23 protein-coding genes are annotated in these 22,520 nt (G+C 30.3%); 9 read left to right on the forward strand and 14 right to left on the reverse strand.

Annotated elements, in window-relative coordinates; translation table 11 throughout:
- Positions 1–94 precede the first annotated feature (94 nt).
- The 4 genes from ABNT65_RS17985 to ABNT65_RS18000 are packed head-to-tail and all read right to left on the reverse strand — an operon-like array spanning position 95 to position 2,209.
- Positions 95–973: a DUF5777 family beta-barrel protein gene (locus tag ABNT65_RS17985; protein ID WP_348702633.1), complete on the reverse strand. Its 879-nt coding sequence runs from the start codon at positions 971–973 to the stop codon at positions 95–97.
- On the reverse strand, positions 958–1,341 hold the full coding sequence (locus ABNT65_RS17990; RefSeq protein ID WP_348702634.1) for a hypothetical protein: 384 nt from the start codon (positions 1,339–1,341) through the stop codon (positions 958–960). Before ABNT65_RS17990 ends, ABNT65_RS17985 begins: the two co-directional genes overlap by 16 nt.
- Complete coding sequence (locus tag ABNT65_RS17995; protein ID WP_348746508.1) at positions 1,319–1,849, reverse strand: YceI family protein; 531 nt, start codon at positions 1,847–1,849, stop codon at positions 1,319–1,321. The genes ABNT65_RS17990 and ABNT65_RS17995 overlap by 23 nt, the downstream gene beginning before the upstream one ends.
- A 15-nt stretch (positions 1,850–1,864) precedes the next feature.
- Positions 1,865–2,209, reverse strand: coding sequence for a hypothetical protein (locus tag ABNT65_RS18000; protein ID WP_348702636.1), 345 nt, complete (start codon positions 2,207–2,209; stop codon positions 1,865–1,867).
- A 263-nt stretch (positions 2,210–2,472) separates the two neighbouring features.
- Between ABNT65_RS18000 and lepA the strand changes: the two genes are divergently transcribed.
- The 3 genes from lepA to ABNT65_RS18015 all read left to right on the forward strand — a co-directional run bounded on the left by lepA (position 2,473) and on the right by ABNT65_RS18015 (position 7,496).
- The gene (lepA, locus tag ABNT65_RS18005; RefSeq protein WP_348702637.1) at positions 2,473–4,269 is read left to right on the forward strand and encodes a translation elongation factor 4; all 1,797 of its coding nucleotides are present in this window, start codon (positions 2,473–2,475) and stop codon (positions 4,267–4,269) included.
- A 189-nt stretch (positions 4,270–4,458) separates the two neighbouring features.
- Positions 4,459–7,314, forward strand: a complete 2,856-nt coding sequence (locus ABNT65_RS18010; RefSeq protein WP_348746509.1) for a T9SS type A sorting domain-containing protein — start codon at positions 4,459–4,461, stop codon at positions 7,312–7,314.
- An 8-nt stretch (positions 7,315–7,322) separates the two neighbouring features.
- Complete coding sequence (locus ABNT65_RS18015) at positions 7,323–7,496, forward strand: hypothetical protein (protein ID WP_348746510.1); 174 nt, start codon at positions 7,323–7,325, stop codon at positions 7,494–7,496.
- A gap of 68 nt (positions 7,497–7,564) precedes the next feature.
- Here the strand turns inward: ABNT65_RS18015 and ABNT65_RS18020 are convergent, their stop codons facing one another.
- From ABNT65_RS18020 to ABNT65_RS18045, 6 genes are all read right to left on the reverse strand, one after another.
- On the reverse strand, positions 7,565–8,326 hold the full coding sequence (locus ABNT65_RS18020; RefSeq protein ID WP_348736678.1) for a LytTR family DNA-binding domain-containing protein: 762 nt from the start codon (positions 8,324–8,326) through the stop codon (positions 7,565–7,567).
- Positions 8,327–8,409: 83 nt separating this feature from the next.
- Positions 8,410–9,417, reverse strand: coding sequence for a sensor histidine kinase (locus ABNT65_RS18025; protein WP_348702641.1), 1,008 nt, complete (start codon positions 9,415–9,417; stop codon positions 8,410–8,412).
- Positions 9,407–9,958: a hypothetical protein gene (locus ABNT65_RS18030; protein WP_348746511.1), complete on the reverse strand. Its 552-nt coding sequence runs from the start codon at positions 9,956–9,958 to the stop codon at positions 9,407–9,409. Before ABNT65_RS18030 ends, ABNT65_RS18025 begins: the two co-directional genes overlap by 11 nt.
- A 33-nt stretch (positions 9,959–9,991) precedes the next feature.
- Positions 9,992–12,358, reverse strand: a complete 2,367-nt coding sequence (locus tag ABNT65_RS18035) for an outer membrane beta-barrel protein (protein ID WP_348746512.1) — start codon at positions 12,356–12,358, stop codon at positions 9,992–9,994.
- A 160-nt stretch (positions 12,359–12,518) separates the two neighbouring features.
- Positions 12,519–12,965 carry a hypothetical protein gene (locus ABNT65_RS18040; RefSeq protein ID WP_348746513.1) on the reverse strand — a complete coding sequence of 149 codons (447 nt, stop codon included), beginning with the start codon at positions 12,963–12,965 and terminating at the stop codon, positions 12,519–12,521.
- A gap of 166 nt (positions 12,966–13,131) precedes the next feature.
- On the reverse strand, positions 13,132–13,827 hold the full coding sequence (locus tag ABNT65_RS18045) for a zinc metallopeptidase (RefSeq protein WP_348702645.1): 696 nt from the start codon (positions 13,825–13,827) through the stop codon (positions 13,132–13,134).
- 78 nt (positions 13,828–13,905) lie between these two features.
- Here ABNT65_RS18045 and ABNT65_RS18050 point away from each other — a divergent pair, with 78 nt between their 5' ends.
- The 6 genes from ABNT65_RS18050 to ABNT65_RS18075 all read left to right on the forward strand — a co-directional run bounded on the left by ABNT65_RS18050 (position 13,906) and on the right by ABNT65_RS18075 (position 18,273).
- Positions 13,906–14,940, forward strand: coding sequence for an asparaginase (locus tag ABNT65_RS18050; RefSeq protein WP_348736664.1), 1,035 nt, complete (start codon positions 13,906–13,908; stop codon positions 14,938–14,940).
- 248 nt (positions 14,941–15,188) lie between these two features.
- The gene (locus ABNT65_RS18055; protein WP_348702647.1) at positions 15,189–15,914 is read left to right on the forward strand and encodes a MotA/TolQ/ExbB proton channel family protein; all 726 of its coding nucleotides are present in this window, start codon (positions 15,189–15,191) and stop codon (positions 15,912–15,914) included.
- A gap of 11 nt (positions 15,915–15,925) precedes the next feature.
- On the forward strand, positions 15,926–16,366 hold the full coding sequence (locus ABNT65_RS18060) for a hypothetical protein (protein ID WP_348736662.1): 441 nt from the start codon (positions 15,926–15,928) through the stop codon (positions 16,364–16,366).
- Positions 16,367–16,372: 6 nt separating this feature from the next.
- Positions 16,373–17,002, forward strand: coding sequence for a biopolymer transporter ExbD (locus ABNT65_RS18065; protein WP_348736660.1), 630 nt, complete (start codon positions 16,373–16,375; stop codon positions 17,000–17,002).
- 21 nt (positions 17,003–17,023) lie between these two features.
- Positions 17,024–17,494 carry a biopolymer transporter ExbD gene (locus tag ABNT65_RS18070; RefSeq protein WP_348736658.1) on the forward strand — a complete coding sequence of 157 codons (471 nt, stop codon included), beginning with the start codon at positions 17,024–17,026 and terminating at the stop codon, positions 17,492–17,494.
- A 104-nt stretch (positions 17,495–17,598) separates the two neighbouring features.
- Entirely contained in the window at positions 17,599–18,273 is a 675-nt protein-coding gene (locus ABNT65_RS18075; protein ID WP_348746514.1) for a porin family protein, read from the forward strand.
- Here ABNT65_RS18075 and ABNT65_RS18080 read toward each other — a convergent pair.
- From ABNT65_RS18080 to ABNT65_RS18095, 4 genes are all read right to left on the reverse strand, one after another.
- Positions 18,268–18,867: a hypothetical protein gene (locus ABNT65_RS18080; RefSeq protein ID WP_348702652.1), complete on the reverse strand. Its 600-nt coding sequence runs from the start codon at positions 18,865–18,867 to the stop codon at positions 18,268–18,270. The genes ABNT65_RS18075 and ABNT65_RS18080 overlap by 6 nt on opposite strands.
- A complete protein-coding gene (rpoN, locus tag ABNT65_RS18085; RefSeq protein ID WP_348736652.1) occupies positions 18,867–20,330 on the reverse strand; it encodes an RNA polymerase factor sigma-54 in 1,464 nt (487 codons plus the stop codon). The genes ABNT65_RS18080 and rpoN overlap by 1 nt, the downstream gene beginning before the upstream one ends.
- An 84-nt stretch (positions 20,331–20,414) precedes the next feature.
- On the reverse strand, positions 20,415–21,857 hold the full coding sequence (asnS, locus tag ABNT65_RS18090; protein ID WP_348736650.1) for an asparagine--tRNA ligase: 1,443 nt from the start codon (positions 21,855–21,857) through the stop codon (positions 20,415–20,417).
- Between the two features lie 201 nt (positions 21,858–22,058).
- Positions 22,059–22,457 carry a hypothetical protein gene (locus tag ABNT65_RS18095; protein WP_348736648.1) on the reverse strand — a complete coding sequence of 133 codons (399 nt, stop codon included), beginning with the start codon at positions 22,455–22,457 and terminating at the stop codon, positions 22,059–22,061.
- Positions 22,458–22,520: the final 63 nt, after the last annotated feature.

A 22,520-nucleotide genomic window follows, 5' to 3' on the forward strand; every position in this document is an offset into this window, starting at 1 on the left:
CCAAAAAATTTTGGCAAATTTACTCTTTATTTTTTAGCTAAAAAAAAGGTTTCCATTACAGAAACCTTTTTAACGTAGAATAAATGTAGTAGGCTTAGAACACTCTTACAATGTTAAAACCAAAGGCAATGTCACCACTAGCCTTACTTATAAAGCCAGGTTCATTGCTTGACTGTGCATTGGTGAATAGTAATTGGAATACGTGACCTCCAGTTTCTATATCAACCCCAAATGTGTATGGATTTGTATATCTTGAATCTTTATGTCTGTTAAAATTGTAAACATATTCTGCATTTAAGCTTACACGCTTACTTATTTTGTAGCGCCCGCCAAAGCCCATGGCAAATTGATTATGATTGGCTTCTTTAACAATATCTAAAACCTGTAAGTTTTCTCTAATTAAGGTTGGCGCTATTTGAAAAGAAAACTCTTTAGAAAACCTACGAGAAGCTAATAACTGTAAAGAATAACTATATTTATCAGAGTCTTTTAAAGTGAAATTAGGGAAGGAAGAATCCTTAATTTCTGTATTTCTATTAATAGTAGCATAACCAGCTAAATTTAATGGGAATTTATTGGATTGTTTAGCTAAACGAAATTTAGCAGCAGCAGCAAAAGTTCTTTCAAATGATTCCCTGCTTATACTAAATTGTACGCCGTCCCAAAAACTATATAAAAGCTCAATTTTAGTGTTGGCCTGATCTAAACCAAAAAATGTTTCTAAACCTTCTTCTAAAGGACCAAATCTGTGAGAAACAATTAGATATAAATCTCCTTTGTCAGCAATTTTAGTTGATTGTAAGTTGCCTATTTTTAAAGTTTTAAATGCTGGTAAATCAAATTGTGTTTGATTACTTGAATCGCTGTCAAGTTCATCTAATAAATCATCTTGAGCCAAGATAGTAAAAGATGATGCTAATAATAAGGTTAAAGAAAGTAGTGCTTTTTTAATACAAATTATTTTATAATGCATTGGTTTAATTTTAATTCATTTAATAGTTCATCATAACCAATAACAGTACCTTTTACTGTTATTTGATCGTTTTGTTTTTTTGATAATGTGTTGTCTTCTCTTAGTTGACAAAAAATAAAATCATCTAAAATAAAGCCATTATCAACAATAGAGGTAATAGTACCATTTAACTCTATAGTCTTGTTGTTCCATTGATCAAAACCTTTTTCAAGTTCTTTTACAAAGTTGGTTGAAGAACCTGTGTAAATAGCCTCAATCTCCTCAGTTGTTTTATGAGGTTTGTATATTTGTTTATAAACTAAGAATCCTCCAATAAGAAGAATTCCTAGTATTATGAATAACCATTTACTTTTTTTTGTTAAGCTCATAATCAATAGAGATATTAATTTTGTCAGCTATTTTTTTTCTAACGATACTTGGGATTTTGATGTTAAAATCCTGAGGACTTACATTAAAGTTACCAGTTAAGTTTATTTTGTCACCTTCCTTTTTTAACTTAATAGGAACGGTAATTTCTTTTGCTACACCTTTTACGGTTAATTTTCCTTTTAAATTATACGCTTTTGAAGAAATATTCTCAACATCAAAACTTTCAATTTTTCCTCTAAAAGTAGCTTTTGGATGCGTGTCAGAATCCATATAGTTTTCATTAAAATGCTCTTGCATTAAAGCTATTTTAAATTTAAAAGCGTTTACAAAAAGTTGTGAAGCGACATCACCACTAGAAGTTAAAATAGCAGAAGTGCTTTTATTAGTAGCTTCAACTGGCTCAAAAGCGTCTACAGAAGCTTTAAATTCTGTAGTTCCAGTTCTGGTAAAATACTTTTGGGCAAAAATTGATTGCCCAACAAGTAATAAAACGATTAATAGTCTCATATTGTTAATTAATTTTTATTCTAGATATCCGTCAGTTTTCCATTTGTCAATAATGCTTTTTTTATCTGAGGCAAGTGGGGCTGAGGGAGGCATGGTGTTATTGTCAATTCTTGCATGGAAGTTACCATTTTCGGCAGCGTTTTTAACTTGTTGAAAGGTTGTTAAGGCTAAACCTGCGGCAGGACTTGTTGCAGCATGACAACCAGAAGTAGCACAACTGTTGTCTACAATAACTTTTACATTTTTTGTATAAGTAATTTCTTCGGCTGGAGGAGGGGTAACTGGAACCTCTGATTTTGAGCAGCTCGTTAAAAATAATCCTAAACTTAAAAATGCTAATACTTTTGTTTTGTTGTTCATGTTACGATTGTTTAAAGTTAAAAATTAAACATTCCTTAGAAAAGAAATACTAGGATTTATTTTCCTTGGAATAAATATAAGTAAAATTTTCTACATAAAATGAAGTTTTAAATATAACAACTCGGTAATTATAAAACATTCTGAAAACTAAAAACCCTACTTAGATTTTGTTAAAAAAAAGCTTTTATTGCTATAAGGTTTTATTTGTTAACATGGTTAAATAGCGTATCTTTGTCGGTCATCAGTAGATTAGAATAACGTACATGAAAAATATTAGAAATTTTTGCATCATTGCACATATAGATCATGGTAAGAGTACTTTGGCAGATCGTTTGTTAGATTTTACACAAACGGTAACAGAGAGGGAAAAGCAAGATCAATTATTAGATAATATGGATTTGGAGCGTGAACGTGGTATTACCATAAAGTCACACGCAATTCAAATGGATTATGTACACAATGGTGAGCAATACATCTTAAACTTAATTGATACCCCAGGACACGTTGATTTTTCATACGAAGTTTCTCGATCAATTGCTGCTTGTGAAGGTGCTTTGTTAATTGTAGATGCTGCACAAAGTATTCAAGCACAAACAATATCTAATTTATACTTGGCATTAGAAAATGATTTGGAGATTATTCCAGTGCTAAATAAAGTAGATCTACCAAGTGCAAATCCTGAGGAAGTAACAGATGATATTGTTGACTTGTTAGGTTGTGACCCTGAGGATGTAATTCCTGCTAGTGGGAAAACAGGATTTGGAGTTGATAATATACTAGAAGCAATTATTGATAGAATACCTGCTCCTAAAGGAAATCCTGATGCTCCTTTAAAAGCATTAATTTTTGATAGTGTATACAACTCATATAGAGGGATTGAAACCTATTTTAGGATTATTGATGGTTCAATTAAAAAGAACCAGAAAATTAAGTTCATGGCTACAGGTAATGATTATTTTGCTGATGAAGTTGGAACTTTAAAATTAAATCAAGAGCCTAAAAAAGAAATAAAAACAGGAGATGTTGGGTACTTAATTACAGGTATAAAAACAGCAAAAGAAGTAAAAGTAGGAGATACAATTACCGATTTTGTGAACCCAACTACTGATACTATTGAAGGTTTTGAAGATGTAAAGCCAATGGTATTTGCGGGTATTTATCCAGTGGATACGGAAGATTATGAAGAGTTGAGAAATTCTATGGAAAAATTGCAGTTGAATGATGCTTCTTTAGTATTTCAGCCAGAAAGTTCTGCTGCTTTAGGTTTTGGTTTCCGATGTGGGTTTTTAGGAATGTTACACATGGAAATTATTCAAGAGCGTTTAGAACGTGAGTTTAATATGACGGTTATTACCACAGTTCCTAACGTATCATACCATGCTTTTACAAAAAAAGAACCGGATGAAATTATTATTGTAAATAACCCAACAGACTTACCTGATCCATCAAAGTTGGATAGGGTAGAAGAGCCGTTTATTAAAGCTTCTATTATTACAAAATCAGATTTTGTTGGACAAGTAATGAGTTTGTGTATAGAAAAGCGAGGGCAAATTATAAACCAAACTTATTTAACACCTGTGCGTGTTGAGTTAATTTTCGAAATGCCATTAGCAGAAATTGTATTTGATTTTTATGATAGATTAAAAACAGTTTCTAAAGGATATGCTTCTTTTGATTATCATCCAATAGGAATGAAAAAATCAAAATTAGTACGTGTAGATATGCTTTTAAATGGTCAGACAGTTGATGCGCTTTCGGCATTGTTACATGATAGTAATGCATATTCAATAGGAAAACGTATTTGTGAAAAATTAAAAGAATTGATTCCGCGTCAACAATTTGATATTCCTATTCAGGCGGCTATCGGAGCAAAGATTATTGCTCGTGAAACAGTAAAAGCACTTCGTAAAGACGTTACTGCAAAATGTTATGGGGGAGATATTTCACGTAAACGTAAATTATTAGAAAAACAGAAAAAAGGTAAAAAACGTATGCGTCAAGTAGGAAATGTAGAGATTCCTCAGCAAGCATTTATGGCTGTTTTAAAATTAAATGATTAAAAAATAAATTAACTGTTGTTTCTTAGGGTTTTATGTTATAGTTTAGCACCCGCTAAGAAATTAAGTTGAAAAAGTCTAAAGGTGACATTGTTTACTTTTAGACTTTTTTGTTTTAAGAATATAGCAGCTTCTAAATATAATAGAGGTTAGTAAAGAAAAAGTAATTAATTCAATATAAATAATAGTAATATGAAGAGAAATCTACTCTTAATTATCCTTGCAATTGTATCAATAATTAGCACAGCACAAGTGATTCCGTCTGAATATGGTAGTCCACCAGATTGGAAAAATGTATTAACCTTTGGAGGAAATGGAATAGAATCCGTAATAGAAATGCAAAAAGATACGGATGGAAATTTATATGTTTTGGGGAATTTTTATGGAGAGACTTCCATTGATACTCAAACTATAAATAGTGAAGGCGTAAATTCTAATATTTTTTTAGCAAAATTTAATGCAGAAGGTGTATTGCAATGGGTAACAAACAGTGATAGTAAGCTAAATGGAAGTGTTAATGCATACCAGTTCCAGTTGCATGGAGGTTTTGTGTATGTTTTAGGAGACTTTAAATCTGAAGATACATTATCTGGACGTACATTGGGAGGAAGTGGGATTTATAAAGACTATTTCTTAGCAAAATACACATTAGATGGGGAGGTGTCTGAAATACATGAAATAGTTTTTCCAGAAGTAACAAAAGGTACACCAAGATTAAGTATAAATGCTTCAAATGGAGTTGTGTTGTTAGCAAAAGGTAATGAAATACATAAGCTAGAACAAGTGGGGATGTCATTATTAAAAAGCTTTGATGCTAATCTAGTATTAACAGATGTTCATTATTCTAATGATACTATTTTTATTACTGGTGAAATCACACAAACCGTACTTATTGATTCAATTCAACTTGATTATACAGGAGGAAGAACTGGTTTGGTATACGCGGCTATTGGAGAAGATCAGTTAGCAGATTGGGGGCATGTTTTTTCGTATGATTTAAATACTGGTTTTATGAAACTATCTAAATTAGGAAAGTTTAATGAAAAAAATGGAAAGTTATATTTAGCAGGGGCTACAAGTGGTAATGCAACTGTCAACAACACATTGATTAAGCCATTAGGTGATAATGATAATTCTATCTTTCCTTTTATAATTAATGTAAACAAAACTGATGGTTTAGTTAATGATTTAGTAAGGTTTCCTCAAGATAAATATGAGACACTAGATAATTTTGTTAAAGAAGTCAATTTTTTATATGATGAGAATGATGAATTGACTTTTCTATATAGAGTACAATCAACTACAACTTTGAACAAAGTAAACTTTAAAGAAGGGACTTTTAATAATGTTTCTACGAGTATTAGTGGTAATGATAAATCAATTTTTGGCTTAAACGGAGAGGAAATTAAATCTAAAGTTAATTTAGATAACTTACATTTAACGATCACTAAGTTTATTAATAATGATGAGCAATGGAGTAAAGAATTGATTAGTGAAAACAGTGAAAACTCTACTGTTGTTGATGTGATTTCTGATAATGATAACCATTATTATGCTTTAATCAAAGACGGAAGAAAAATTAATACTGCATATAACACAAAACATACTTTAATAAAAGTGGATTATAATAATAATGTTATTTGGAGTAAAAAAATAGAAGGAGATTTTATGCCTGTTTCTGGAATAGGAGAGTCAATCAGTTTTAGTGATGGAGTGCTTACTTTGGCGGGAAATATGAAAGGGGAATTGGTAGTAGGAAATACTTTTTTTACAACTACTAATGAGGATTTAACAATGCTAATGGTAGCAAAATTTTCATCTGAAGGTGTTATAACAAATAGTGCAACAATGATTCCTCCCGATGGAGAAAAGCATGGTTTCTATGATGTAGCTTCATTAGACAATGGTAAGGTGGTTGTTTGTCAATCATTAAATACTGAAAAGGCTAGAATTATTTTATTTAATTCAGATTTAACAGTAAATAAAACAGCGGAAATAAAAGCAGAAAGAATAATCTACTTGTTAGATGCAACAAAGGGAGAGAATGGCAAAACTTTCATTGTAGGGGAGCTTGTAGGAGATACAGTAACTTACGGAGGGGAAGTGCTTAATAAACCTCAAAGTGATGAAACAAAAAATGGAAACAATGTGTTTTTTGAGCTAGATAAAGATTTTAACTTCTTAAATGTGTTTAATTATGGCCATGCACCAAGTCATTATAATAATAGCTCTTGGCCTACTTCTATCGTTACAAAGGGAGATGTGAAATTTATAGGAGGTTTTGCTATGGAATCAAAAGAGTTTGTTTTCGGAGATATAAAACCATCTTTTGATTCTCGTGCTGAAAGATGGAATCACTATTATGCAAAATTAAATAGTAATAATGAGTTTGATTGGGTAAAAACCATTGGTAGTGATGATCGTTTCTTTAATTATTCTTCTATAGATTTTGATACTGAAGGGAATTTATATGTTTCAGGTCGATATCAAGGAACTTTATTTATTAATGAAAATATAGAGTTAAATAAAGGGTATGAAAATGGTCAAAACACTTATATCATAAAATATAGTGGTTTAGGAGAGGTAGAATGGGTTAAAACATTTGCTGCTTCTGGTACAACCAATGCATCTGGTGTGGCGGTTAATAATGAAGGAGAAATAGCAGTTGGTGGATATTATAGAGGTGTAGGAAGTTTTAGTAAGGATAAACAATTTGCAGAAAGTGGGTCTTCACAAGGATATATAGCAATAATAAAAGGAGATGATACTCTAGGGTTAGAAAAAGATATAGTGTTAAACAAAAACATGAGATTATATCCAAATCCATCTAATGGAGTTTTTACTATAGATACATCATTATTAAGCTTTTCTGATACTAAAGCATATACGCAGGTATTTGATGTACAAGGAAGAATTGTATATAGTAAAACAAGAGGGTTACAGAATAAACAGTTAAACCTTAATTTAGATAAGTGTGCTAAAGGAGTTTATTTTGTAAAAATGACAGATGGGACGCATACATATACAAACAAAATAATTTTAGAATAAGTGTTAGTATGAAAAAGAGTAAGAATTATTTAAGAGTACTAGGAGGGATGCTACTTTTAGTATCAGTATTTATTATGAGTATAGATGTAATTGGTGGCTTCTGGTTAGGATTACTTTCTGGTTTAACAACTGGTATTGGAGTAGTATTGTTACTGTATGGAAAAATAAAGTTTAGTAATTAAAAAAAGTTATAGACTTAAAGCTATTTATTGAATATGTAAACTCCTTTTGAAGTGTTTCGAAAGGAGTTTTATTTTTCTAGCCATTTCCTAAACTCAGAGGTAATTGCAGTACTAGTCATTGCTTTTTCTTGACCTCCTGAATATGTAATAAGTAAACGATTCTTAAAGTGGTTTTCTATTTTATCAATAAAATCAATATTAATAATTTGACTTCTGTTTATTTTAAAAAACTTCACAGGGTTTAATTGGATTTTAATAGCACTTAATTTTTGTGAAATACTATGGCGTTTTCCTTGACTGTCAATGGCAATACAAAAATCACCAGCAGCTTCGATTAAACTAATATCAGTAGTGTTTAGTAATTGAATTCCATTTGCTTTTTTTATAACAAAGCGTTTTTTGTAAGTGTTTTCCTCTTGAAGTACAGATCTTAATTCAGAAAGCGACTGTTTATTTAGTAAAGGAGTTTTATTTTTACTAAAGAGTTTTAGGTACTTATTGATGGCATTTTTAAAATCAGTTTTAGTATAGGGCTTTAGAATATAAGCAATGCCATTAGCATTAAAAGCCTTCAGTAAATAGTTATCATACGCAGAACAAAATACTATAGGACAATTAATAGGGTGTTCATCAAACAAATCAAAAGAAATACCATCTAATAACTGAATATCTGATAATATAAAATGATAGGTTTCTTTTTCTAAAAAATCTTTTCCATCTGTTAAAGAACGTGCCCAATCGTGTTGAAATGATTCATTAAAAAAATCATTTAAGTAATTAATTAGTTTTTGATAGGCTGGAATTTCGTCTTCTAAAATTAAAATTTTCATATTACATTTTGTTAGATTTGAATTTTCAAAAGCTTAATTTGATGGTTGATTTAAGTAAATTTACCATATAGTAGTGTTTTTAATTAACTGCTAAGTTTAATAATAGGAATGGTTACAGAAAAACTAGTTTCTGTATTGATAATAATTACTTTTTGATCAGATAATAGTTCATAACGTGTTTTTAAATTATTTAATCCAGTTCCTAATGATTCTTTTTTTGATGGTTGATTAGATTTTTGATTTTCAACACTTAAATAATTTTCTTCTACTTTGATAAAAGTATTAATAGACGAGTTTTTATTGGGTATGTTATGTTTTACTACATTTTCAAGTAAGGTTTGTATAGCTCCTGTAGGAATAAACTTGTTGTTAACAGAACTTAGAATATCAATGTTAAATAGATAGTCATTAGCAAAACGGGTTTTAATAAGAAAAATGTAATTTTTAGCAAATGAAAGTTCTTCATTTAACTCCATAACTTCGCTGTCTTTGGTTTTTATTAAATACCTGTAGGTAGAAGATAATTTATTAATATACTCTTTAGCTTTTTCAGTATCAATGTCAATAAGAGAATCTAAAGTGTTTAAGTTGTTAAAAAGAAAATGTGGGTCAATTTGAGAACGTAAAAGTTTAAGTTCATTTTCTTTTTGTTGTTTTTGAATATTTGAAATTTGAGTTTGAGATTCGTAAAACTTTTTTGTTACCAAAATGCCTAGTGGTAATCCAATAGAATCAGAACCATTAAAAATGCTATATAGAATTAAGTTAAATGTTGTAGGGAATTTGGACCAATCCTGTCCACTTGACAAAAAACCAGTAAATCGTTCAATAATACCTATAGTAACTATAGTTAGTAGACTCCATAAGGTAAAAGGTATGTATTTTTTCTGTTTAATTAAAAAAGAAGGTATAATAAAATGCATGAATACTATAACACCTATAAAGGAAGTAGAAACAAACATAGGGATATCTATAAGATATTCTATTAAGTCTTCATTATCTTCATAATAATCTAAGATATTTATAATGACACTTACAGTGTAAAAAATAGCTAGAATTATATAGTCGGTTTTTGAAAATTTAGTATCCATGTTGAGGTTTTTTAAAAAATAGGATAGTATAGCCGATAGCAGTAATTAAATAAGTATAAATAAGTCTGTGTGGAATAAAACGACCAAAATAAACAATTAAAGTAGCTATTATAATGAACGCTACGCCTATTCTGTTTTTTCTTAAATAATTAAAGCTTAAAAGTAATAAACCAATATTTAAAAAATTAGGGCCAGTAGTAATAAAAGGTTTCCATATAGCTGGAAATTTAGCTATATGTGAAGCAAATTCATTTCTTATTTCTTGAGTTGGTTGACTCCACCAAATAAAATCAAGTACACACATACCAATAATACATACAATACCAATTATAATAATTGGAACCCCAATATAAGTATATATATTTTTAGGGAATAAACCAATTGCAGGAATCATAAAAGCTACACCTATAAGTAAAAACCAATGTGTAAAATCAATAGGTTGTTGCGCATAAACAAAACCATTTCCATTTGATAATAAAACTTGCCCAAAGACCTCAAAAAGAAGGCCAATTACAAATAAAAATTTATAATACGTTTGCATATTTTTTGCTGTTGAAATTATTGATGTATTGGTTTAATTATTGTCGTTTATTCTATTTTCTTCTTCTTTAGAAGAATTTCTTTTCGATTTTTTCTTGCCAAATTTAGAACCAAAACTATACGTTACACGTAACTGAATGTTTTGTCTAGATCCATTACTTTCAATTGCAGCATTAATGTTATTATAATTAACAGTTCCAACATATCCTCTATTTAGCATTTTGTTAAAACCAAGATTTACCTTCAATTTTTTATTTAAAAACTTTTTCCCTATCGAAAAATCTAAATTTCCAATCCAACCAATATCAATTTGACCTTCTAATGCTCCAGATCCAAAATAACTAGATATTTCAAAATTAATGTCCCAAGGTAATGAATAGTTAGCTTGTGTGTACCATCCGTAATTCCATTTTGTTAGAAGTAATTTAGGAGTTAGGTTGGCAGATTGAAATTTATTATAGTTAACAATAAATCCAGTAAATCCATCTAGTTTTTTTATAAAGTTTAAAGGGCCAAACAAGCGGAAATTCCAGTTTTCTCTATCTGATAAGTTGATAATAGAGCGTTGAACTTGTGCTGTAGTATCGTCTTGAGAAATAAATTGAAATAAGGCATCTTTAGTTGTGCTATAACTTATTGTAAAAAAAGGTTGACTGTCAAATGTTAAGTTGAATTGTAAGTTGTTGGTAAAAGAAGGCTTAAGGTTGGGATTTCCAACTTCAGAAGTTAAAGGGTCATAATATTGTGCAAAAGAATTTAAACTATTGTATGAAGGACGTTGAATACGATAGCTATAAGCAAAATTAAGACCTAAATGTTCGTTTAATTTTTTACTGATAGAAAGACTTGGGAAAAGTTTGGTAATTTTTCTATCATTAGATTTTTGAGTGTTGCTTGAAAACCCTTTAGTATTACTGTTTTCAAATCGTAATCCTCCAGAAAAAGACCAAGTGTCTTTGTTAAAATTTACCTTTGAGTACAAAGCAACTATTTTTTCATCTATTTTAAAAATATTGCTTAAATCCTTTTGAAAATCAAAAGCATTGTTTGTGGCATTCTGAATAAAGTATTTTAAATCGCTAGAGGTATCAACAATAGCGTATTTGCTACCAAAACTAATTTTTAAATGATTAGAAAGCGTTTGGTTGTAATCAATTTTAAAAGTACGTATGGTAAACTCACCATCTTGTAGGTAACGTTGGTTAGCAAATTGAACTGTGTTACCAGAAGTTTGGTAGATGTTGTCTATGTTATTATTGGTATAACGAACATAGTTAAAGTCAATAGTTAACTTGTTTTTATCTGTTTTATATTCGTAATAAGGGTTAAAATTGAAAGTGTTTCTAGTTCGGTCAAAACTATTTTCTGAAATTTGATTCTCACGTATGTTTAGACTAGAAATAATAGTAGTACTTTTTGAAATTCTATCAGATTTAGTACGGTTAAACCTAGCTCCAAACCCAATAGAATGGGAATCGTTGATATAATAATCCAAGTTACCTCCAGCCCAAGAGCTTTTAGGAGCATATGGTTCAATGGTGGTTTGATCATAAGTAGTATCTTTTATAGTTCGTTTAATAAAAAGATCTTCCCGCCATGTAGGGTTAGATATCCCAATATTTGCTTGCCAGTTCAGTTTGTTTTTATAGCTAGCAATGGAAGCGCTACTTCCAAACTCAAACCCTTGATCTTCGCCAATCCATCCATTAATAGTTCCATGAGTTCCTAAACGAGTATTTTTACTTAAAATGATGTTTATTATTGGACCTGAACCTTCAGCATCAAATTCTGCCCCAGGTTGTTCAATTAATTCCACTTTAGCAATGGCGTCAGCAGGCAAATCTCGTAACAAGCTTTTAACATCCATATAATGTGTGGTTTTTCCATTGATAAGAATGCGAACATCAGTACGTCCAGCAAAATTAATTCCGTTATTAGTTACTAAAACACCAGGAATTCTTTTAACTACATCTTGTAAGTTGGCATTAACCATGTCTGACTTTTGTAAATCAACGATTAATTTTTCGGCTGTTTGCTTAATAATAGGGCGTTTAGCTGTAATCTCAACTTCATTTAATGTTTGACTTTCTTCTTTTAAAATGAAATCAAGCTTTTTATCTTCTGATAAATTAAACGTTGCTGATTTTTTTAACTGAAAACCTAAAACATATACTTCTAATTGATAATTGTTTTGTGGTATATTATTGAAAGAATAGTTGCCATTTTCATCAGAAATAACACCTTTTGGAGTTGCAGTTTTAGAAATTGAATTTAGAATAATGTTAGCGTATGGTATAGCTAAGTTATTTTCGTCAGTAACCTTTCCTGTGATACTGTGTTGTGCTTGTAATGAAAAGCTTCCTAAAAATAGAAGCAATAAAAAGGTAGTAGGATATTGCATAATTGAATCTTAATTAATTTGAAGCAAAGATGAAGTAGGAGCTTAAAAAATTAAATAAGATTCTGATGAAGTGGGATAAATTTCCGTTAAATTGGATTTAGGGTAATAAAAAAAGTGCTTTCAAAAAGAAAACACTTTTTTAATACAAAGAAAAGGGTGTTTATATTCTATCAACCAGCTGTTTCTCTTGTGTAATAACATGTTCTATTTCTGATGTTTGTTTCCTTTCAGGAAAAACTAAAGACGAACTAGAAAAGCTAGAACCAAAGTTCTTGCTGGCGTGATAAACCTGATTTACAGCATCTAAGGTTTGTTGTGATGTCAGTTCTTTTAAGGGGTGAACAAATACGGACCATAAAACATTGTCTGCAATTGCATATCTTACATCTAAAGTAGAGTGAAAATTAGCTGCAAGTGTTGCGGTTTTAAGTTCACTAGATAAACTGTCACTTTCTGCAATAGGCGAAATAATTCGCATTCTATTGTGGTCAGAATCAACAATACAAACTAAAGAAATTTCTTTAATTTTAAAATGCCATTGGTTTTCACTTTTAACAATGTCGTCACTTACACTATTTAAAAGGTTGCCAATTTTAGTAGTAGTCATGTCTTGAGAATAGGAAATCTGAAGCACAAACACAAAAACGTAAATTAATGCTTTTTTCATGGGGAAAATATTTAAGGGTTAAACGATTAGACGTTTTGAATTCACAAACCTAACAAAAATATTTTAAAAAGCCTGATAACTAAGGTGTTAATGTTTGTTAATGTTTTTAATCCCTATTAGCAGCAACTAATTTTAAAACCCAATAAGCAAGCATTGCTAATGACCCAAGAGCAGCAACTAAATAAGTTCTAGCAGCCCATTTTAAAGCATCTTTAGAACCAGCATATTCTTCCCTAGAAACTATATTTTTGTTTTCTAGCCATGCTAAAGCTCTATTACTAGCATCATATTCAACAGGCAAGGTTACAAAACTAAACAATGTAGCTACGGCCATTAAAGCAACACCACCTGCTAATGCATAATATCCTAAACCAGAAGTAGCTCCAAGAACTAATCCTGCCATAATTAATATGTTAGAAAATTGAGAAGAAATCCCCACCATAGGAACCAAACTAGAACGCATTTCTAACCATTTATAAGCAGTAGCGTGTTGAACAGCATGTCCAACTTCGTGTGCAGCAACCGCAGCAGCAGCTGAATTTCTTTCATTATAAACTGCTTCACTTAAATTAACAGTTTTGTTTTTAGGATTGTAATGGTCAGTAAGTCTTCCAGGTGTAGAAATTACTTGAACATCGTAAATACCATGGTCATTTAACATTTTTTGAGCAATTTCAGCACCACTCATTCCATTCCGTAAGCTAATTTTAGAATATTTTTTAAATTTTCTTTTAAGAGTGTTACTTACAATTGAACTCAGTAAGGTAATAGCACCTATGATGATGTAATATTCAAATCCCATATTTTTTTATTCTTTTTAATTGATATTTTTACAGCATAAACTATTCCATAATATACTAACAAATAATAAAATGTCAAAATGACAAAAAAACCTAAAATACTTATAGTATACACAGGAGGAACCATTGGTATGGTTAAAGATTATAATACTGGAGCTTTAAAAGCATTTGATTTTAGTCAAATATCTAATAAAATTCCAGAGTTACAACAATTACATTGTGATATTGAAACAATTTCTTTTGAAGACCCTATCGATTCTTCTAATATGGATGTTGATTTTTATGTAGATATTGCTGAGATAATTGCAGAAAATTATACCAAGTTTGACGGGTTTGTTGTGTTAACAGGTTCAGATACTATGTCTTATGTGTCTTCAGCTATAAGTTTTATGTTTGAAAACTTACAAAAACCAGTAATTTTTACAGGATCTCAATTACCAATAGGAGATTTACGAACAGATGCTAAAGAAAATTTAATTACTTCTATTCAAATAGCATCAGCGGAAGAAAATGAAGAACCAGTGATTCAGGAAGTTGGTTTGTATTTTGAATATAAATTATACAGAGCCAATAGAACAACAAAAATTAGTGCCGAACATTTTGAAGCCTTTGCTTCTATGAATTATCCACCTTTAGTAGAGAGTGGTGTGCATTTGAATTTCAACTACCCAATTTTATTAAGGAATGAAAAAAAATCAAACGAATTAATATTTAGAAAAAAGTTTGATAATAATGTAGCCATACTAAAACTATTTCCAGGAATTACAGAAAAGGTAGTAAGGAGTTATATGCAGATAGAAGGACTAAGAGGAGTTGTTTTAGAAACCTATGGAGCTGGGAATGCTCCTACTAAAAAATGGTTTTTAAATCTATTAGAAGAATTTGTAGCAAAAAACATTTATGTAGTTAGTGTTACTCAATGTGCAGGAGGAAGTGTTATTTTAGGACATTACGAAACTAGTTCTGACTTAAAAAGAATTGGAGTTATTGAAGGGAAGGATATAACTACTGAAACTGCGGTAGCTAAAATGATGTATTTGTTAGGAGAAAACTTGACAAAAGATGAATTTAGAGCTTATTTTGAAAAACCATTAAGAGGAGAAATAAGCGAATAACCTAAAAAAATGTTAATTATTTTTTGGTAAAAGCTTGAAATCGTTACAAAAAGACTATTTAGCGAGTGTTAATAGATAAAACCGTTATTTTTTTTTTAATAACCAACATTTTTTTGTTACTTGCCACTCTGAAAATAGAAAATACAATAACTGTATCTAAATACAGGACTTATTGTTGTTTTTTTATTAAAATCATAGTAAAATTTGTATTTTTAACCCGTTAACTATTTAAAATTAATTATAACAAAATGAAAAAAGTAGTAAATATCCTAACTATTGCAGGATTTATGTTCTTAGGAGCTATTCAATCAACTTACGCTCAAGAAGCAGCTGATGCGGTAGAGAAAACTTTTCACCAAGAGTTAAAGCAACGTTTTATTGAAGGTGGTCCTGGCTTTATGGGAATTGTATTAGTTGCGTTAATTTTAGGTTTAGCTATAGCAATTGAAAGAATTATATATTTAAACATGGCTACAACCAATACTAAAAAATTGGTAGCTAATGTAGATGAAGCGTTAAGCTCTGGTGGTGTTGAAGCTGCTAAAGAAGTTTGTAGAAACACAAAAGGTCCTGTTGCTTCTATCTTTTATCAAGGTTTAGAAAGAGCTGATGAAGGTTTAGACGCTGCTGAAAAAGCTGTAGTAGGATACGGTGGAGTTCAAATGGGATTATTAGAAAAGAATATTTCTTGGATCTCATTATTTATTGCTTTAGCACCGATGCTTGGATTCATGGGAACAGTAATTGGGATGATTGGAGCATTTGATGCAATTGCAGTTGCAAATGATATTTCTCCAGCAGTAGTAGCAGGTGGTATTAAAGTAGCACTTTTAACAACTGTATTTGGTTTAGTAGTAGCAATTATCTTACAAATTTTCTATAATTACATCGTATCTAAAGTAGATAGTATTGTAAATAACATGGAAGATGCATCGATTTCTTTAATCGATTTATTAGCTAAATATAAAAAGTAATCATAACAATTATGAATAGTAAAATATTAAAAATTATAGTTGCTGTTTTATCTTTAGTAGGTATCGGTTTATTCTTAAGAGTATCGGGTATTGATGAGGATCAAACAGAAGCTATGTCTAGTGCAGTTTCACCATTAGTAACCTATTCTATAGCATTACTAGGTTTGGCTGTGGTTGCTGCGGTTGTTGCTTCTTTATTAGGAGTGTTAAAAAATCCTGCAGCTTTAAAAAAGGCATTAGTTGGAATTGCAGCTTTAGCTGTAGTGTTATTAGTATCATATATTTTATCTCCAGATAACCAAGTTAATGATGCAAATGGAGAGGTAATAGCAGCTGCACAATCGCAAGTTTCTAAGCTTACCAGTACTGGAATTTGGGTTAGTTTAATCCTTCTAGGAGTTGGTGGAGTATTTTTTATAATAGATTTATTAAAAGGATTAGTTAAATCATAAAGTAATATGGCAAGAAGAGAAAACCCAGAAATTAATGCAGGTTCGATGGCAGATATTGCCTTCTTGCTACTTATCTTTTTCCTTGTAACTACTACAATGGATGTTGACTCAGGTGTTTCTAAGAAATTAGCTGAAAAACCACCTATTGATTTTAAGCCACCGATTATTAAGCAGAAAAATATCTTTGAAATTAGTATTAACCGTAATAATCAACTTTTTGTGGAAGGTGAAATTATGGAGTTAAAAGATTTGAAAGAAGCTGCTGTTAAATTTATAGATAACGGAGGTGGAGTAGGTAAAGTAGTTGAAGGTGTTGAAACTGGCCCATGTAATTATTGTAAGGGAGAAAGAGATCCAGAATCTTCTGACCACCCTAATAAAGCAATTATATCTGTTGAGAGTGATAGAGGTACTGAATACGGTACTTATGTTACAGTTCAGAATGAGTTATTAAGAGCTTATACTGAGTTGCGTAACAGATTATCTCAAGAAAAGTATGGGATGAGTTTTACTGAACTAGAACAAGCGTTTAAAGATAGTAATAGAAAGGACGAAGCTTTAAAGAAAAAAGTTAAGGATATTAAGGATAGCTATCCTCAAGTTATTTCTGATACAGATCCTACAAGTGTAAAATAATAATTAAAAACAAGATAGATTATGTCTAAATTTGGAAAAAAGAAAAAAGGAATGCCAGCTGTATCAACGGCATCTTTACCAGATATCGTTTTTATGTTATTATTCTTTTTCATGGTAACAACTACGATGAGAGAAACGGATTTGTTAATTGACTCACCTAGGTTACCTAGTGCAACTGAAGTGAAGAAATTAGAACGTAAAAGCTTGGTAAGTACTATATACGTAGGTAAAGCAAAAGACGGAAAATACGGAACGAGTTATGATAGAATTCAGTTAAATGATAAAATTGGTACGCCAGAAGATGTACCTTCTTTTATCTTTTTAGAAAGAGAGAATGTTTCTGATGCTGAAATCCCTTTTATGACTACTTCAATCAAGGCAGATAGAGAGTCAAGTGTTGGTACTTTAGCTGATATCCGTGAGAAGTTAAGAGATGTAAATGCTCTTAAGCTAAGTTTGTCTACACATACAGGTAGTGCAATTAAAAAGTAATTTAATTTATTTTAAATATTTAAAAAAGTGCAATCGATAGATTGCACTTTTTTTATACGATTGTTTTATATTTTTACGTTTTATTTGATAAAAGAATCAATACTATGAATTATAGAGTTGTATGTTTATTACTATTTGTCTCTTTCTGTGGGTATTCTCAAAAAGACTCCCTGCAAATTGGTGATGCTTATTTTGAAGATCAATTATACATGGATTTTACGTATAATGTTTTATATAATCAACCAGAAGGTTTTAAAGCGAGTAGTTTTTCCTATGGAATTTCTATGGGGTATATTAAAGATATTCCATTAAAGAGAAGTGGAAAACTTGCTTTAGGAGTTGGATTAGGTTATGGATATGATTCATTTAATCACAGTATTTATGTAATACAAGAAAATAATAAGTCAAATTTTTTTCCAGTATTAGAAGGAGCGTCCAATAATAAATTAAGGTTGCATAATATTGAAATGCCTATACAGATACGATTTAGAACTTCTGATGCTAAGAAATACTCATTTTGGAGATTATATGCAGGGATAAAGTTAATTTATAATGTAAATAATCGTTTTACATATGATGTGAACAATGTAGGAAACGTAATAACTAATCTAAATGATTTTAATAAGTGGCAAATGGGCTTAACTATGTCTGCAGGATATAGTGCTTTTAACTTTTATATGTATTACGGATTAACGCCCTTGTTTAAAAATGTAAATTATAATGGAGCAGCAATTGATACAAAGTATTTTAAACTTGGTTTAAGCTTCTTTCTTTTATAAAATGTAATAGACTATAAATTGACAAGTAAAGCCCAAAAAAAAGCCTATATATACTTCCTTAACAGTATGTGCTTTTAAGTAAAGCCTAGAAGAAGCTAAGAGACCAGATAATAAGATAAAGATAATAACAACAGGGATTAAATTTATTTGGTGAATCATCTGAAAAATTAAAAAATAGCTAGTAGCTCCACCAATAGATAAAAGATGTAAACTAGATTTTATTTTTAAGAAAAAGAGAAGGTATGTAATAACTAAGCCCAATACAATACCATAAAAAAGATAACTTAAATCTTCAACCGCATTTAGTTTTTTAAATAATTGTGCTAAAGAAAATAGGAGTGCAATCATAAAAAACAAAGGAACTTTCCGCTCTTTTATGCTAAAAACTTGATAGGAATTGATGTAGCCTACAGATTTTAAGAATACTAATAATAGTAAAGGAATAATATATGTAGCCACAAAAACAATACCTAATACGGTTAATTGCTGTTGTTGGTTTAAGTTAGCAGGAGAAAATATAAGATACAAAAGAATGCCAATAGTTGGCATTACTATAGGGTGTAATATTCCTGATATGAATTTATGCCAACTCATTAAATTTCCTTTCGTAATCTTGCAACAGGAATATCTAATTGTTCCCTATATTTAGCAACAGTTCTTCGTGCAATAGGATATCCTTTTTCTTTTAAAAGTTTAGAAAGTTTTTCGTCTGTAAGTGGTTTTTTCTTATCCTCTTCTTGAATAACATTTTCAAGAATCTTTTTAATTTCCCTCGTTGAAACATCTTCTCCTTGATCATTTTTCATTGATTCAGAAAAGAACTCCTTAATAAGTTTTGTTCCGTAAGGAGTGGAAACATATTTACTATTAGCTACACGAGAAACTGTAGAAACATCCATATTTATTTCATCAGCAACATCTTTTAAAATCATTGGCTTTAGTTTGCGTTCATCACCTGTTAAGAAGTATTCTTCTTGATAATGCATAATAGCACTCATGGTAACCAATAATGTTTGCTGACGTTGCTTTATAGCATCAATAAACCATTTAGCAGCGTCTAGTTTTTGTTTGATAAATAATACAGCATCTTTCTGAGCCTTACTTTTATCTTTAGAATCTTGATATCCCTTAAGCATATTATTATACTCTCTAGATACATGTAATTCAGGAGCATTTCTAGCGTTTAAGGTAAGTTCTAAGGTGCCTTCTACTATTCTAATAGTAAAATCAGGAACAATTTGTTCTGCTATTTTATTATTACCTGCGTATGAACTTCCTGGTTTTGGATTTAGTTTGCTAATTTCTGAAATAACTTCTTTAAGTCGTTCTTCACTAATATCAAATTTGTCTAAAAGTTTTTTGTAGTGTTTTTTAACAAAATGATCAAAAGCATTTTCCAAAACCTTGATTGCTAAAACTCTACTTTCTTTCTCAGATTTAGCTTTAAGTTGAATAATTAAACATTCTTTAAGATTTAATGCACCAACCCCAATAGGATCTAGCTTTTGAACAACATTAGTTAATACCTCAGTAACTTTTTCTTCTGTAGTAAAAACATTTTGAGTAAAAGCAAGATCATCTACTAAATCAATAATTTCTCTTCGTATATAACCACTATCGTCAATACTTCCTACGAGAAACTCAGCAATCGCTTTTTCTTCGTCATCAATTCTAAAAGTATTTAACTGATTTTTTAAAGATTGATGAAAGCTTGTTCCAGCTGCATAAGGCACTTGTTTTTCGTCATCATCTGAAGAATAGTTATTAGCTTGAGTTTTATAACTAGGAAACTCATCATCACTTAAATATTCATCAATATTAATATCTTCAGCTTCTATTTTTTCATTACCAGAATCGTCATAGTCAGTATCATTGGCAATAGTATCTTCAAAATTGTCAGATTCTTCTTTACCTGTATCTAAAGCAGGGTTTTCTTCTATTTCTTGTTTCAAACGTTCTTCAAATGCTTGTGTAGGCAATTGAATAAGCTTCATCAGCTGAATTTGCTGAGGAGATAACTTTTGAAGTAATTTTTGATGTAAACTTTGTTTTAACATATTTTACAAATATAACGATTCAAGAAAAAAAAATCGCCATTCTATGAGGAATGACGATATATATTGTTAAGTTTTATGATTTTTTTAAAACTCTGCGTTTTGTGGCGTTCTAGGAAAAGGAATAACATCTCTAATATTACTCATTCCTGTGGTGAATAATACCAAACGTTCAAAACCTAATCCAAAACCAGAATGCACAGCAGTACCAAATTTTCTAGTATCTAAATACCACCATAATTCTTCTTCTTCAATACCTAAAGCAGCCATTTTTTCTTTTAAAACATCTAAACGTTCTTCTCGTTGACTACCACCAACCATTTCTCCAATACCAGGGAATAAAACATCCATAGCACGAACTGTTTTTCCATCTTCATTTAAACGCATGTAAAATGCTTTAATGTTTGCTGGATAATCAAATAATATTACTGGACATTTAAAATGTTTTTCTACTAAATAACGCTCATGTTCAGATTGTAAATCAACACCCCATTCATCTACAGGGAATTGAAATTTTTTCTTTTTGTTAGGTTTAGAATTGCGTAAAATATCAATTGCCTCTGTGTATGAAACTCGTTTAAAGTTATTGTCAACTACAAAATGTAGCTTTTCAATAAGCGTCATCTCGCTTCTTTCTGCTTGAGGTTTCGTTTTTTCTTCTTGAGCTAACCTATTATCTAAGAATTTTAAATCATCCTGGCAATTATCTAAAACATATTGTAATACATATTTGATAAAGTCTTCAGATAAATCCATGTTAGCATCTAAATCATTAAATGCAACTTCAGGTTCTATCATCCAAAACTCGGCTAAGTGACGTGTTGTATTAGAGTTTTCAGCTCTAAATGTTGGGCCAAATGTATATACTTTACCTAATGCCATAGCATAAGTTTCAGCTTCAAGTTGACCAGATACTGTTAAGTTCGTTTCTTTACCAAAGAAATCTTGACTATAATCAATATTACCATTTTCATCAACAGGTGCTTTGTTAGCTTCAAAATTGGTTACTTTAAACATCTCTCCAGCTCCTTCAGCATCTGAACCTGTAATTATTGGTGTATTTACATAATAAAAACCATTTTGTTGGAAATATTGATGGACAGCAAATGAAAGTGCAGAACGAACACGCATTATAGCACTAAATGTATTTGTTCTAATACGTAAGTGTGCTTGTTTTCTTAATAGCTCTAAAGAGTGCCTTTTAGGTTGTAAAATAGTATTCTTTACTTCTTCAGGATCAGCGTCACCTAAAATTTCAATAGTATTTGTTTGAATCTCTACACTTTGTCCTTTACCTTGACTTTCAACAAGTGTTCCAGTAATACTAATTGCAGCACCTGTAGAAATTCTTTTTAATAAACTTTCTTCTAAATTTTCAAAATCTACTACACATTGAATATTATTAATAGTAGAACCGTCATTTAAAGCAATAAATCGATTGCTTCTAAAAGTTCTAACCCATCCTTTTACGTGTACTTCTTGTAAAAACTTATCAGACTGTAATAGTTCTTTAACGCTACTTTTTATCATTATAAATTATTTAATGTAGTAAATTCAAGAGGCAAAGATACTTTTTTAGTACTACATAAACAATGTTAGTCTGTTACGAAATAGGAGTATATTTTTATTGGTACCTCCAAAGGGTATAATACCCGAGACTTGTCTCGAAATTAAATTTATTGTCTTATTAAATGCCTCGTTGGCTTGCCCCGAGGTAGTTTACTATAAAAGTTATAGCGTATTTAGAGCATCTATAATAGATGCTGAAATTGTTGTTAAGGAATTTTCTATGTTTTTGTTGTTGAGTTGAATAGCAATTGTTTTTAGTCTTTTTCTTTCTGAAAAGAAAAGGTATTCATTGTTATTTTTACAAATAACAATGAACTTTGTTGTAAGTTCTTTTCTTATAGTGATTTTAATAATATCTATAGCATTTAAATAGGGTAGGTTGGCATCAAGTATAGCCACATCAGGATTGTTAATAAGAATACTTTTCAAAGCTTTTATGCCAGAATTAGTATTTTCTTTAATATCAAAATGTAAAGTGTTTAAAACAGTATTTAAATGTGTATTAACAAGTGGTAAGCTGTGTGCTATGACAACAGACGATAATTTAACAGGGATACTCATAGTAATACAAAACTATGAGTATCCTTTGTATTTTAAAATACGTGCTGGTACGTAAAAAATTCG

Source organism: Tenacibaculum sp. 190524A02b, assembly GCF_964036645.1.
Classification (GTDB): domain Bacteria; phylum Bacteroidota; class Bacteroidia; order Flavobacteriales; family Flavobacteriaceae; genus Polaribacter; species Polaribacter vairaonense.